The following is a 12,096-nucleotide window of genomic DNA, read 5'->3' as shown; positions in this document are numbered from 1 at the left end:
AAAATGAAGACAGAAGAAGATATTTTATTAAAAGAAGGTAAAATGCTCCCGGTGATGGAGCATTTTTACACTCTTCAGGGCGAAGGAGCGCATACCGGAAAAGCAGCCTATTTCATCAGATTAGGCGGTTGTGACGTCGGATGCCACTGGTGCGATGTAAAAGAAAGCTGGGACCCGAACCTGCACCCGCTGATGAATGCGGAAGAAATTGCGGAAACGGCTGCCAGGCACTGCAAAACCATTGTTTTAACAGGCGGTGAGCCCTTGATGTGGAATCTGGATATTTTAACCTCACGGTTAAAAGCATTAGGCTGTACCGTTCATATTGAAACGTCGGGTGCTTACCCGATGAGCGGACAAATCGACTGGATTACGCTTTCACCTAAAAAAACAGGGCTTCCGAAAGAAGAGATCTATGCCAGGGCACATGAGCTTAAAGTAATTGTTTTCAATAATAATGATTTTAAATTCGCCCAGGAGCAGGCTGCTAAAGTCTCAGCAAACTGTACGCTTTATCTTCAGAGCGAATGGAGCAAACGGGACGAAATGTATCCTAAGATTACGGATTTTATTCTGGAGCACCCGGAATGGAGGGCTTCGGTTCAGACCCATAAGTATCTGAATATCCCGTAAAAATTATGTAAATTAGCCCCTGTTGTATCCGAAATACTGATAGATGCAGAGAATCCGATATTCCAGATACCTGAAATCGATCATCATTTTGCTTGACCTTTTGGTTATGGCCTCTATCTTTATTTTCTTTTTTCTCAGCAGGAATCAGAATTTAAGGTATGATCCGGAAACCTGGTACCAGAATTTATTTTCTCTCGCGTTGTTATTTTTGTTCTGGATGCTGCTCAGCGGCAGGACAAAGATTTATAATATCCAGAGAAATTTAACCTACACCTTGTTTCTGGAACGGCTGTTTGCTCACTTTCTGCTGTTTATCCTGGGCATTCTTCTGCTTGGCAAAGTGAGTTACAACGTATTTTTCAATTCGGATATCTATTGGCTCTCATTCTATCTGTTTTTCTTTATCTTCCTGGCCAAATCCCTGATTTATTTTGGAATTAAATACATCCGGAGCCTGGGAATCAATCACAGGAACATTATGTTTCTGGATGAGAACAGCTCTACCGAAGTGCTGAAAAACATTTTAAAGGAAAGAAAAGATTACGGTTACAAAATTTTTGAATACCAAAAAGCCGGGTTACACGCCGGTGATCTGGTGGACTTCTGGAAAAGCAACGGGATCCATACCCTGTTTATTCCTGTCGAAAATACCTATGATGACCGGGAAGAAAGAGAAATCTTCAGATTGGCCGAAGCCAACAAAGTTCACATCTCCCTGATTCCCAGCATTACGCAGAATAGTTTCTTTTTATATGACATGGGCTATATCCAGACGCAGCCCGTTCTGAATCAGGCAAAGTATCCGTTGGACTCGTATTATAATTTTTTGCTTAAAAGAGCTTTTGATATTATTTTTTCCGTTATCATACTGGTAGGCATCTGTTCCTGGCTGTTTCCCATTATTGCCATCCTTATAAAATCATGTTCCAAGGGTCCCGTATTTTTCATCCAGGAACGTTATGGCTTTCACGAAGAGGTATTCCGGTGCATCAAATTCCGGACAATGGTAATAAATGATGAATCGACAGTAAAAACCACTTCAGAAAACGACTCCCGGATTACCCGCATCGGAAAAATTTTAAGAAAGACAAGCCTGGACGAAATGCCGCAGTTCCTGAATGTCCTGAAAGGGGAAATGTCGGTCGTTGGACCCCGTCCCCATATGCTGGTAGTGGATGATTATTATAAGCCCAAAATCGGACGTTACAGTTTACGGAGTATGGTAAGCCCAGGAATTACAGGATTGGCACAGGTGAACGGACTGCGCGGCGATGCCGGAGATATGAAGGTGGAAATGAACAAACGCGTGCTCGCCGATGCTTTTTATGTAAGAAACTGGAGTTTCGTGCTCGATCTGGTAATTATTCTGAAAACCATTTTATTAATACTGACCGGCGACAAAAATGCAAAATAAATTGTTTTGGTCTACATTATGATATATTACTTTAATAGTAAAGAAGAGCCTGAGTCTTAGCCTCAACTTTAATCTAATTCAATAAAAAAAGTCTAATTTAGCAGAATGTTAAAAAAGTTTTTTACAGCGATTGGAGAATACATTATTCTTCTGGGAAAATCCATCCAGAAACCTCAGAAAATGAGGGTCTTCTGGAAGCTGTTTATGAGAGAAATCAATGATCTGGGAGTCAACTCGTTCGGGTTGGTGATCTTTACTTCTATATTCGTAGGAGCGGTAGTGGCCATCCAGATGTTTAATAACTTCGATTCGTCATCATTTCCGATTCCACCTTCATTTGTGGGTTATGCAACGAAGGCTGTTCTGGTACTAGAGTTCTCTCCAACTATCATCAGTCTTATTTTGGCAGGAAAAGTAGGATCATATATTGCGTCCAGCATCGGTACCATGAGGGTTTCCGAGCAGATTGACGCTCTTGACATTATGGGGGTCAACTCACCTAATTTCCTGATATTGCCAAAAATTCTAGCCTGTGTTATTTTTAACCCTTTACTGATTGCCATCAGTATCGTATTCGGTATCGGAGGCGGTTATATTGCGGGGATACTGACCGGAAACTGGACTACTAACGAATATATTACCGGAATCCAGATGTACATGCCGAACCTTTTTGTTTATTATGCATTTACCAAAACCATCGTTTTCGCCTTTGTTATTGCAACGGTTCCTTCTTATTTCGGATATAACGTAAAAGGAGGCTCCCTGGAAGTAGGTAGGGCCAGTACCCAGGCAGTAGTATGGACGATGGTCTTCATCATCCTTTCGGAATTGTTATTAACCCAATTAATTTTAAGCTGATGATTGAGGTAAAAGATCTAAAAAAGAGTTTTGATAATGTAGAGGTACTGAAAGGGATTTCTACCACTTTCGATAAAGGAAAAGTAAATTTGATCATCGGGCAGAGCGGATCCGGAAAAACGGTTTTCCTGAAAAGTTTACTGAATGTCTACCAGCCGACATCAGGAGAAATCCTGTTTGACGGTAAAGACATCAATGTCATGACCCGTGACGAGAAGCAGCACCTCCGGTCTGAAATAGGAACGGTATTCCAGGGAAGCGCCCTGTTCGACTCCTTGACCGTAGAAGAAAACATTATGTTTCCACTGGACATGTTCACCAACCTGACGTTCAGGGAAAAGAAAAAGAGGGTATTTGATGTTATCGGAAGAGTACATCTTGACAAGGCCAACAGGAAATTCCCATCCGAAATTTCCGGAGGGATGCAGAAGCGGGTGGCGATTGCAAGAGCCATTGTCAACAATCCGAAATACCTTTTCTGTGATGAACCCAACTCCGGGCTTGATCCGTACACTTCAAACATCATCGACGATCTCCTGCTTGAAATTACCCAGGAATACAACACGACCACCATTATCAATACCCACGATATGAATTCGGTAATGACGATCGGCCAGAAAATCGTTTACCTGAGATTAGGACTGAAAGAATGGGAAGGAAACAAGGATGTACTGATTACGGCAGGCAATAAAAACCTGATCGATTTCGTTTATTCTTCGGAACTGTTTAAAGAACTCAGAGAATATCTGCTTGAGAATAATAAGACTATTGATAATACAATCACAAAAATAGACGATAATGAAAAAGGCAATTAGTATAGCATTAATAGGATTTTCTGTCTTTGCTTCAGCCCAGGTTTCCCTGGCAGGTAAAGTAAACCTGATTTTTCCTACAGGATCGCCTTCATGGCAAAACATCAAAGGGACGGTAAACCAGGCCATTCAGGGCGAAGGAAAAAACAATGTAGGTTTTAACGTAGGTCTGTCCCTGAAAGCCAATCTTCCCGCCTCATTTTTCCTGATGCCGGAATTGTACTACACCAATTTTAAGAATGAATTCACTACGGAGAATACAACGTTTGATGTTAAAAGCAGCCGAATCGACCTGCCTGTTCTGGTAGGACATAAAGTACTGGGTGATCTTTTAGGGGTATATGTAGGTCCGGTGGCAAGTTACAACCTTGCAAAAGAAGATACCTTTAACGATTTCCAGGAAAATGCAAGCAATAATTTCACGGTAGGCTACCAGTTCGGAGCCCAGCTTGAAGTGAAAAAATTTCTTGTGAATGCCAGATATGAAGGTGCTTTCAGCAAGGATTCCAGAAACTTTATCAACAGGGTTTCCGGTACGGAAATCCGGTATGACAACAGACCAAACCTCTTTATGGTCGGAGTTGGGTACAAATTTTAATAAGGAGAAAAGAAATTTATCAAAATCCTCAGATCATCAGATCTGAGGATTTTGATTTGTATATGTTTTCTGTTGCCGAAGCTCGGATTCGCGTCTGGCAATTTCAGCAGCCTGTTTTTCGAGTTCTTCTTTTTCTTTCTGCAGCTGCAGATATTCTTTTCTTCTCTGCTCAGCTTTGATAGCACTTCCTTTGCTTACATAGCCCACCATTCCACCGATAATAAGACCGATTCCGATTCCTCCCAGGATTCCCATGATATGAGGCATTCCAAGATCATTAACGGTAAAATTATTGGCTGTAAGATAAAACAGCAAAATGGAAACGGCAAGGAGTACAAGCCCGATAATGGTTAAATTTTTCATAGTGTTTTTGGTTTTGGTATTAAAAAGCCTTATCAAATTTAATAAAATTCAATAAGGCTTCTGTTTTATTCTGAATTAATATTTTTATATTTTTCCACCTGCTGCTCTGTAATACTCCAGAGCTTTCGGTAAATCTTTGTTGATATCCGCAATCCGGGTCTGCGGGTTCGGGTGTGTAGAAAGGAATTCCGGCTGTCTGGCTCCTTTGGATGCCCCTTCCATCCGGCTCCAGAAAGGAATAGCTTCCCTGGGATCATATCCTGCCATCGACATCAGGTACAAGCCCATCTCATCCGCTTCAGATTCCTGGTTTCTTCCGTATTTCAACAAAGCAACCTGAGAACCGATCGGATATACCTGCTGGAAGACAGTTGCCCATTGCGAATTGGAAATTGATCCTCCAAGGATCTGGCCTCCATATTGTGCAACCATGGCCTGGGAAATCCTTTCATTCCCGTGACCTGCCAGTGCATGGGAAACTTCATGTCCGAGCACTACTGCCAGCCCGCTGTCGTTTTTTGTTACCGGCAAGATTCCGGTATATACGGCTACTTTTCCGCCAGGCATACACCATGCATTCAGTTCCTGGCTCTGGATCAGATTAAATTCCCACTTGTAATTGGCCAAATCTGCAGAACGGCCGATTTGCTGATAATATTTTTCTGCGGCAGATTTTATTCTTGATCCTACATTCACCACCCTTTTGGCATCAGCTGTTCCGGTAATTACCTTAGATTTTCCTAGGGTCGACCGGTATTCCTGCGCTGCCATGGTCGCAATCTCTGAATTATTGGCCAGCTGTAATGAGGATCTCCCCGTAATCGGGTTCGTAGTACAGGCTGCCACTGAAAGAGCCATCGCTCCTATTCCAAAAATGTGTTTTATTTTCATATGTCGAGTGTATTAGTTCAACCTTTACAATTTTTATTCCAAAACAAATTCCAATCGGTATATTTGCATACATTTTGCTATTATAGAAGTACTTATTAATTATTTCAAAAAGATGAAAAAGTATATTTCAATTATATGGATCCTGGGTTTTCTGCTGTCTTTCCAAAGCTGTTCTTCACAGACTGCAACCGGAGATACGCAGACAGTTGCCACGCTTATCAGTTCAGGGGATTTTTCTTTTCACGCCCAAAGAGCAACCCCTACCAACTATGATGTAATCAATGTCATGAATTCCCTCCCGAATACAACTTCTACCAGAATTCTGGACCTTTCGGGGAGCAACTATTCCATTGATGTCAGAAAGGATCAGCTGGAGGTGGCCCTGCCTTATTTCGGACGGGTATTTAACCCGACCTACGGAAATACCAGCCAATCCGGTTACCGTTTTACGACAAAAGATTTTATCGTAAGCCAGTCGGCAGGAAGAAAAGGGAAGTCGATCGTGAAAATTAAAGTCAATGATCAGAGTACGGTAGATGAAATCATCATTGAGGTTTTCAAAAACGGAAAAGCATTTACCTCAATCAGAAGCAATGACCGCCAGCCGATTTCGTACGACGGGTATATCACCAAGAATGAAGAAACTAAGGAGAAACCTCAGCCTGAATAATCAATTTCTGGGTAAAAATTTTTCAACAAATAGTTTTGCTTCGGTACTGGGATTGGAAACCATGGCCGAAGCATTTTTTTTATGCTGCATATAAGCTTCCTCTACAGAATTGTTCTTCTTCATCATCGAAAGGATGTATTCCTGTACCCAATATTCAAACCGTTTTTCAGCCTGGCGGATCCGAACCTGCTCAAACCGGCCCGTTTTCTTTTTCAGGATGATGAAATCACTGATCTTTTCAAAAACCTCTTCAAGGCCGTTATTGCTCAGTGCCGAACCCAGCAATACCGGGACTTTCCAGTCTTTTTCTTTAGGAGGAATAAAATCAAGCGCCCGTTTTAGTTCCAGCCTGGTATTTTTAGCTTTCTGCAGGTTTTCAGCCTCCACTTTATTGATGAAAATAACATCTACCATTTCCATGATGCCGCGCTTGATGCCCTGCAGCTCGTCACCGCCGCCGGTAATCTTTAAAAATAAAAAGACATCGGTAATATCGGCAACCAGTACTTCGGACTGCCCAACGCCTACGGTTTCGATTAAAATATAATCGTAGCCGGCCGCTTCGCAGATCATCATGGTTTCAAAAGTGGTATTGGCCACTCCTCCTAAAAAACCGGAACTCGGGGAAGGCCGGATAAAAGCATTTTCCTCTTTTGCCAGCTCTTCCATCCGGGTTTTGTCGCCCAGGATACTGCCTTTGTTGATGGCTGAACTCGGATCAATTGCCAGAACAGCAACTTTTTTTCCATTGGCGATGGCCAGCCGTCCGAAATTCTCTATAAAAGTTGATTTTCCGGCACCCGGCACCCCCGTAACCCCTACCCTCACGGAATTTCCGGTGTAGGGCATGATCTGCATCAGCAGTTCCTCCGCCTGCTGACGGTGTTCGGCTTTCTTACTCTCTGCTAAGGTAATGGCTTTTCCGATCAGGCGCTTGTCGCCCGACCGTATTCCTTTGATCAGCTCTTCTGTAGAAAATTTCATTGATTCAAAAATAAGGATTAAAGCTTGAACCGTCAAGAACCAATTTGTCCTGTTTTTGATTTTTTGTATTGAAGACATTGGAATACACGATCAAAGGCTATCCATCAAAACCGGAATTTTAAATAATTTATCGTTCTCCTTTTGTCAATGGTTATTTCTTCGAGTCAATGGTTAATTTTTTACAGCCGTAAATTCACCTGCAGAGCAAAATTCAGCATTCGCTTTTCCCATCCTTTGTAATTTGTATTTCTTCTAAATTAAGCCGGTGCCTATCAATGGCAGACGGAATTTGCTACATTTGTTTTAATCAAAATTTATTTAGACATGAAAAAAATCATTGCTGTAGCTTCCTTCACTGCCCTTTTTCTGGCATCGTGTACTCCGAAAGCTTCTACGGCAACCACACCGGTAACGTCCAAATCTACGGCAGCGCAGATTGCACAGGGAAAGAGTATCTTTGAAAACTCCTGCGGAAGATGTCACAAACTACCGGATCCGACTTCTCATACGCCGGTACAATGGGTAGGAATTATGAACTGGATGGCACCGAAAGCAAAGCTTACCGATGAGCAGCACCAGTGGGTATACGATTATATCGTGTCTGTGAAGAAATAATTCACTTAAAAATATTGCTATGAAAAAATTGTTTCTGGGAATGATCACCGCTTCTGCATTGACGGTAGTATCCTGCGGACCGAAAAGTGTAGCCGTAACCGGGCCAAAATATACCTCATCCGAACATCTGGCCCAGGGAAAAAGCATTTTTGAAAATTCCTGTAACCGATGCCACAAACTGCCCGATCCTGCAAAGCATGATGACCAGGGATGGATCAATACCCTGAGCAGAATGGCACCAAAAGCAAAACTGACCGACGAACAGCATCAGATGGTTTATGATTATCTGATTTCTGTAAATAAAAAATAGGCTTTCTTCAAAGCCTATTTTTTATGTTCCCGTCAAAGAAAATTTTAAGTCAACTGGTAACGGGAATGCAAAAATGAACATGGAACACAAATTCATAATTTATAGTTTATAATTCACGTTTCACACAAGCTGTTTTATTTACTTTGAGATTCCGTAATTTAATGTCTGAAAGGAAATTTATTCCTTCTCTTTCTTCTTTTTGGCCTTTTTAGGCATTTTGGATTTAATGAATTTCCTCCGGGCTTTGATGCTGTTCAGACTGCACTCGGTGAAACAGTATTTTTCTGCTTCCCTCAGGAACTTCAGTGCATTGACCAGGCTTCCTCTTTTTTCGGAAAGCATCGACCGGTATAGCCACAGCGTTGCCTTGTCAATTCCTTTAATTCCCAGCGCGTAACTGATCAGCCTTTCTGCTTCGTGCCAATCTTCGTTATTCAGCAGGCAGATAATATAATACTGAGGGATATTGACGTTGGTCACCTCATACTGCATGGCTTCTTCAAAATAAAGTTTCGCTTTTTCGTAATCGCTGAGCATCTCACTGTAGATTCTTCCCATCAGACAGAGGGCATCGGCATCTTCAGGATCATAAGAGAGTGCGTAGTTTAAAGCTTCCATACATTCCGGCAGATTGTACGGATAATGGTCCAGGGCTTCGAAATAATATTTACTTTTAGTTAAGGTCATTTCTGTAATTTTTAAGTTCGTTTTTCAGGTGACGCCTTTGCTTGCTGAAAGACTTTTCCTGATAATTTTTTTTAAAATCGGTCCCGGAGAATATTCTCACAGGATTTCCGCGTTGTACATTCAGATGGTTATTCCAGGTTTCCTGCATCCTTTTCTGCAGCTGAATGATATTCTGCTCCAGGACTTTTGCTTTCAGCCTTTCCACGGATAGCTTTTTGTTTTCCAGCTGAGAGCGGGAATCCTGTACGAAAATACTTTGTCCGGTCGGGATATAGATCGCGCGGACTGCCGTGTTCACTTTATTTACATTCTGTCCGCCGCTTCCCTGGCTTCTTACCGTCTGAAACCGGATATCTTTTTCCTGAAAACTGACTTTCTCCAAGCCTTCCAGCTCAAAGATCCCGATAAACCAGTTGCTCCGTTTATGCAGCTTCCGGAAGGTACTTTTACCATTCCAGCAAATGCTTCCCAGCCAGGACTCTAAAAAATCTTCCAGCTCTTTTGATTTCAAAAGAAGAGTGACGGATTTCAGGGTAAGGTTTTCATCCCCGTTTTCACGATGGATGATCTCGTATGGGATGTTGTTGTTTTTTATTTCTTCCAGGAAAACTTTCAGCACTTTGGCGACGACCCACTGGCATTCCAGCGGTCCTTTTCCTGCGGTTATTTGGATGAGTTTTTCCATTTCTGTAAAATTTTTAAGAGGTTTTCCCTGTTTTTTGCTTCCTTAATGAAGGTCGGCAGCCTTTCCACCATATACATTCTGTAAGGAAGGCGTGTCCTCAGGCCGGAAGAAATATAATTTTCCATTTCCAGCAGATGCTCCATATTCCTGGCCCAGAAGAGTTTTCCTTTGAAATCTTCCTGGAAATAATACGGACATCCGAAGACCGGATCATGGATCAGCCCGGTTTCTTTTGCATAAGAGTCCGTGTATTTTTCTGTTTTGGGCCTTACCTGAAATGACGAATCACATTCGTTACACCGCACCGTAATATTTTTAGGTTTCTCTTTTAAATTTCCCTGCTCATAACGGATCGGATGGGCACATGCAGGACAGTTCAGCTTTATAAAAGCTTTATAAACCACCAGTTCACTTCCGCTTTTCAGTAAACTGCACTGCCGGCATTCCAAGGAAGCATCTTTGCCATTATTTTCATTTTTTACAAGAGCATCTTCTCCGCACCGGGGACACACAACCAGGGTCGTCGTATAATAGGAAAAATACTGTTGCTTATATTTTTTCTGCATTTTTTTATTTCGGTATTTCACTTAATTTCGGGTGGCCGACCGGATCAATTCCTTTTTCCAGCAGAGCTTTTGCAGCGACGACCGCCCAGCATTTATCACTCGAATGGATATTCCTGTAAAATGAAAGAAGGACCTTGGGCTTTACTACAGTAAAACCATTGGCTTCTACCGTCTCCAGATCATTTTTCTCAAAGAAATCAATTGTAATCCTGTGGGATTTTCCGCTTTCCATAGCTATCGTCTTTTCGTATCTCCTGAAATTTTCCTCACTCGGCAGATGATCGTATCGGGTCCAGACTTTCAGGAAACCTTCCTGCTGAAGGATCATTACGACTTCTGCTATATGTTCTTTTTTCACAAACACATCAATATCCTTGTGATCATGTGCGTGTTTGTATTCGGTATGCCCTGTCTCAGACATAAAATGCCATGCCCAGCCACCCGAAACAATGACTTTCTGTTTTAATTTTTCTAAAATGTCGAGTCCGTCCCGGATTCTGAATTCCGGCCAGACTTCACCGTATCTTTTTATATTATGTGGTGCTCCCATTTTTTAATTTTAATTTCTGTGTTAACAAACCTCATAGATTTAAAAATCCCATGAGGTTTTGAAGGCATTACCTGTCCATCCTCACCATTCTCGGCTGAAAGGTTCCCAGGATATCCACCAGTTCGCTCTGTGCATTCATCACTTCGTTGATGTCTTTATAAGCCATCGGAGCTTCTTCCGCATTGCCGCCCATAAGCGTAACATTCTTGAGTTTTAATTCTTTTTTGATGTCATTCTGAGTAAACAGGCTCCGGCATTCCCCTCTGGAATGGGCCCTTCCGGCACCATGCGACGCCGACTTCAGGGAGTCCGGGTTTCCTTTTCCGCGGACGATAAAGCCTTTAGCAGTCATGGATCCGGGAATCATTCCCAGTTCATTTTCATTGGCAGGAGTGGCTCCTTTCCGGTGGACGATCACTTCCCTGCCGTTGTGGATTTCTTTCCATGCAAAATTGTGATGGTTTTCAATTCTGGCCTTTACCCTTCCGCCCACGGCCTTTACCAGCCTGCGGTGGATATCGTCATGACAGGCAGAGGCATAGTCTCCGGCAAGATTCATTGCCGTCCAGTACTCCAGCCCGAGATGGGTGCTGAGGTCCAGCCAGGCAAACTGCTGCGCTTCTTTCGGCAGCGGGCACTGATCAACCGCCATTCTGGAATAATACTGGGCGATCTCCGCACCGAGGCCACGCGAGCCGCTGTGGGAAAGGATTCCCAGGTACCGGCCTTTCGGGAGCCCGATCTGCAGATCTTCTTCCGTAATTTCCACTTCGCCGAATTCGACGAAATGGTTTCCGCCGCCGGAACTTCCCATCTGCCTGATGGCTTTACCTTTCAGTCTTCTCAACAGCGGAATCAAACTGAAAGTATCCCGCTCGAAAATTTCATGGTCGATGTGGGATTTGTGGGTTTCGTACATCCCGAATTTGGTATGCTCGGCCAGTGCTTTTTCGTATTTGTCCCGGGCACCATCCAGATAGGAGACCGGGGTGTCTAGGATGCTGAGGCTCATCCGGCATCCGATATCCGTTCCGACGCCGTACGGGATGACTGCATTTTCTACTGCGAGCACCCCGCCTATCGGAAGCCCGTAGCCGCTGTGTGCGTCGGGCATCAGTGCACCCTGTACGGAAACCGGCAGCTTCAGTGCGGTATACAGCTGGTTTTTTGCTTCGTCCGAAATATTGTTTCCGAAAACCTGAAATGCTGCCCGCTGGATATTGAGCATTCTTTTTTCCGTTTTTTTGGACGAAAGCAGCGCTTCTGCAATCTGTCCGAAGGTGAGGTCTTTCTCAAAATGCTCCGGACTGATGAGGATTTCCTTTAAAAGAGATTTTACGTGATGGATGTTTTTGGTCGCAAAATTCCTTTTCATGACCTCCAGGGCGATGTTGACGCTCTGGTTGTTCGGATATCCCAGTTTTAATATATCTTTTCCTTTTAGTTTTAAATTTCCCATT

16 protein-coding genes are annotated in these 12,096 nt (G+C 43.0%); 8 read left to right on the top strand and 8 right to left on the bottom strand.

Annotated features, from left to right (window positions below; genetic code table 11):
• Nucleotides 1-3: 3 nt before the first annotated feature.
• From CHA01nite_RS07640 to CHA01nite_RS07620, 5 genes are all read left to right on the top strand, one after another.
• Nucleotides 4-633 carry a 7-carboxy-7-deazaguanine synthase QueE gene (locus CHA01nite_RS07640; RefSeq protein ID WP_146940721.1) on the top strand — a complete coding sequence of 210 codons (630 nt, stop codon included), beginning with the start codon at nucleotides 4-6 and terminating at the stop codon, nucleotides 631-633.
• 43 nt (nucleotides 634-676) lie between these two features.
• Nucleotides 677-2,047 (top strand): exopolysaccharide biosynthesis polyprenyl glycosylphosphotransferase, encoded by a 1,371-nt coding sequence (locus CHA01nite_RS07635; protein WP_146940720.1) that lies wholly within the window; start codon nucleotides 677-679, stop codon nucleotides 2,045-2,047.
• Nucleotides 2,048-2,152: 105 nt separating this feature from the next.
• Nucleotides 2,153-2,905, top strand: coding sequence for an MlaE family ABC transporter permease (locus CHA01nite_RS07630; protein WP_146940719.1), 753 nt, complete (start codon nucleotides 2,153-2,155; stop codon nucleotides 2,903-2,905).
• Nucleotides 2,905-3,720 (top strand): ABC transporter ATP-binding protein, encoded by an 816-nt coding sequence (locus tag CHA01nite_RS07625; protein WP_146940718.1) that lies wholly within the window; start codon nucleotides 2,905-2,907, stop codon nucleotides 3,718-3,720. Before CHA01nite_RS07630 ends, CHA01nite_RS07625 begins: the two co-directional genes overlap by 1 nt.
• Entirely contained in the window at nucleotides 3,704-4,315 is a 612-nt protein-coding gene (locus CHA01nite_RS07620; RefSeq protein ID WP_146940717.1) for an outer membrane beta-barrel protein, read from the top strand. Before CHA01nite_RS07625 ends, CHA01nite_RS07620 begins: the two co-directional genes overlap by 17 nt.
• A gap of 36 nt (nucleotides 4,316-4,351) precedes the next feature.
• Here CHA01nite_RS07620 and CHA01nite_RS07615 read toward each other — a convergent pair whose 3' ends face one another.
• The gene (locus tag CHA01nite_RS07615) at nucleotides 4,352-4,678 is read right to left on the bottom strand and encodes a hypothetical protein (protein WP_146940716.1); all 327 of its coding nucleotides are present in this window, start codon (nucleotides 4,676-4,678) and stop codon (nucleotides 4,352-4,354) included.
• An 84-nt stretch (nucleotides 4,679-4,762) separates the two neighbouring features.
• Nucleotides 4,763-5,569 carry a M48 family metallopeptidase gene (locus tag CHA01nite_RS07610; RefSeq protein WP_146940715.1) on the bottom strand — a complete coding sequence of 269 codons (807 nt, stop codon included), beginning with the start codon at nucleotides 5,567-5,569 and terminating at the stop codon, nucleotides 4,763-4,765.
• A gap of 112 nt (nucleotides 5,570-5,681) precedes the next feature.
• On the opposite strand from CHA01nite_RS07610, the gene CHA01nite_RS07605 reads away from it, so the two are divergent.
• Nucleotides 5,682-6,239, top strand: a complete 558-nt coding sequence (locus CHA01nite_RS07605) for a DUF4251 domain-containing protein (protein WP_146940714.1) — start codon at nucleotides 5,682-5,684, stop codon at nucleotides 6,237-6,239.
• Here the strand turns inward: CHA01nite_RS07605 and meaB are convergent, their stop codons facing one another.
• Entirely contained in the window at nucleotides 6,240-7,223 is a 984-nt protein-coding gene (meaB, locus tag CHA01nite_RS07600) for a methylmalonyl Co-A mutase-associated GTPase MeaB (RefSeq protein ID WP_146940713.1), read from the bottom strand.
• A 324-nt stretch (nucleotides 7,224-7,547) separates the two neighbouring features.
• Here meaB and CHA01nite_RS07595 point away from each other — a divergent pair, with 324 nt between their 5' ends.
• Nucleotides 7,548-7,838, top strand: a complete 291-nt coding sequence (locus CHA01nite_RS07595; RefSeq protein WP_146940712.1) for a cytochrome C — start codon at nucleotides 7,548-7,550, stop codon at nucleotides 7,836-7,838.
• A 19-nt stretch (nucleotides 7,839-7,857) separates the two neighbouring features.
• Complete coding sequence (locus CHA01nite_RS07590) at nucleotides 7,858-8,148, top strand: cytochrome C (protein ID WP_146940711.1); 291 nt, start codon at nucleotides 7,858-7,860, stop codon at nucleotides 8,146-8,148.
• A gap of 177 nt (nucleotides 8,149-8,325) precedes the next feature.
• On the opposite strand, the gene CHA01nite_RS07585 is transcribed toward CHA01nite_RS07590, so the two are convergent.
• From CHA01nite_RS07585 to CHA01nite_RS07565, 5 genes are all read right to left on the bottom strand, one after another.
• A complete protein-coding gene (locus CHA01nite_RS07585; RefSeq protein WP_146940710.1) occupies nucleotides 8,326-8,835 on the bottom strand; it encodes a tetratricopeptide repeat protein in 510 nt (169 codons plus the stop codon).
• The gene (gene prfH, locus CHA01nite_RS07580; RefSeq protein ID WP_146940709.1) at nucleotides 8,822-9,520 is read right to left on the bottom strand and encodes a peptide chain release factor H; all 699 of its coding nucleotides are present in this window, start codon (nucleotides 9,518-9,520) and stop codon (nucleotides 8,822-8,824) included. Before prfH ends, CHA01nite_RS07585 begins: the two co-directional genes overlap by 14 nt.
• Nucleotides 9,499-10,086, bottom strand: coding sequence for a hypothetical protein (locus tag CHA01nite_RS07575; RefSeq protein ID WP_146940708.1), 588 nt, complete (start codon nucleotides 10,084-10,086; stop codon nucleotides 9,499-9,501). The genes prfH and CHA01nite_RS07575 overlap by 22 nt, the downstream gene beginning before the upstream one ends.
• A 4-nt stretch (nucleotides 10,087-10,090) precedes the next feature.
• On the bottom strand, nucleotides 10,091-10,636 hold the full coding sequence (locus CHA01nite_RS07570) for a nucleotidyltransferase domain-containing protein (RefSeq protein ID WP_146940707.1): 546 nt from the start codon (nucleotides 10,634-10,636) through the stop codon (nucleotides 10,091-10,093).
• A 67-nt stretch (nucleotides 10,637-10,703) separates the two neighbouring features.
• Nucleotides 10,704-12,095 carry an RtcB family protein gene (locus CHA01nite_RS07565; RefSeq protein ID WP_146940706.1) on the bottom strand — a complete coding sequence of 464 codons (1,392 nt, stop codon included), beginning with the start codon at nucleotides 12,093-12,095 and terminating at the stop codon, nucleotides 10,704-10,706.
• Nucleotide 12,096: the final 1 nt, after the last annotated feature.

Source organism: Chryseobacterium hagamense (genome assembly GCF_007991455.1).
GTDB classification, from domain to species: domain Bacteria; phylum Bacteroidota; class Bacteroidia; order Flavobacteriales; family Weeksellaceae; genus Chryseobacterium; species Chryseobacterium hagamense.
Note: the sequence above shows the minus strand (reverse complement) of the source record. Positions and strands in the feature narration are given on the sequence as shown.

Excerpts from the sequence above, each read along its gene's own strand:
- CHA01nite_RS07640 (WP_146940721.1), top strand. The coding sequence starts at position 4 with ATGAAGACAGAAGAAGATATTTTATTAAAAGAAGGTAAAATGCTCCCG.
- CHA01nite_RS07635 (WP_146940720.1), top strand. The coding sequence starts at position 677 with ATGCAGAGAATCCGATATTCCAGATACCTGAAATCGATCATCATTTTG.
- CHA01nite_RS07630 (WP_146940719.1), top strand. The coding sequence starts at position 2,153 with ATGTTAAAAAAGTTTTTTACAGCGATTGGAGAATACATTATTCTTCTG.
- CHA01nite_RS07625 (WP_146940718.1), top strand. The coding sequence starts at position 2,905 with ATGATTGAGGTAAAAGATCTAAAAAAGAGTTTTGATAATGTAGAGGTA.
- CHA01nite_RS07620 (WP_146940717.1), top strand. The coding sequence starts at position 3,704 with ATGAAAAAGGCAATTAGTATAGCATTAATAGGATTTTCTGTCTTTGCT.
- CHA01nite_RS07615 (WP_146940716.1), bottom strand. The coding sequence starts at position 4,678 with ATGAAAAATTTAACCATTATCGGGCTTGTACTCCTTGCCGTTTCCATT.
- CHA01nite_RS07610 (WP_146940715.1), bottom strand. The coding sequence starts at position 5,569 with ATGAAAATAAAACACATTTTTGGAATAGGAGCGATGGCTCTTTCAGTG.
- CHA01nite_RS07605 (WP_146940714.1), top strand. The coding sequence starts at position 5,682 with ATGAAAAAGTATATTTCAATTATATGGATCCTGGGTTTTCTGCTGTCT.
- meaB (WP_146940713.1), bottom strand. The coding sequence starts at position 7,223 with ATGAAATTTTCTACAGAAGAGCTGATCAAAGGAATACGGTCGGGCGAC.
- CHA01nite_RS07595 (WP_146940712.1), top strand. The coding sequence starts at position 7,548 with ATGAAAAAAATCATTGCTGTAGCTTCCTTCACTGCCCTTTTTCTGGCA.
- CHA01nite_RS07590 (WP_146940711.1), top strand. The coding sequence starts at position 7,858 with ATGAAAAAATTGTTTCTGGGAATGATCACCGCTTCTGCATTGACGGTA.
- CHA01nite_RS07585 (WP_146940710.1), bottom strand. The coding sequence starts at position 8,835 with ATGACCTTAACTAAAAGTAAATATTATTTCGAAGCCCTGGACCATTAT.
- prfH (WP_146940709.1), bottom strand. The coding sequence starts at position 9,520 with ATGGAAAAACTCATCCAAATAACCGCAGGAAAAGGACCGCTGGAATGC.
- CHA01nite_RS07575 (WP_146940708.1), bottom strand. The coding sequence starts at position 10,086 with ATGCAGAAAAAATATAAGCAACAGTATTTTTCCTATTATACGACGACC.
- CHA01nite_RS07570 (WP_146940707.1), bottom strand. The coding sequence starts at position 10,636 with ATGGGAGCACCACATAATATAAAAAGATACGGTGAAGTCTGGCCGGAA.
- CHA01nite_RS07565 (WP_146940706.1), bottom strand. The coding sequence starts at position 12,095 with ATGGGAAATTTAAAACTAAAAGGAAAAGATATATTAAAACTGGGATAT.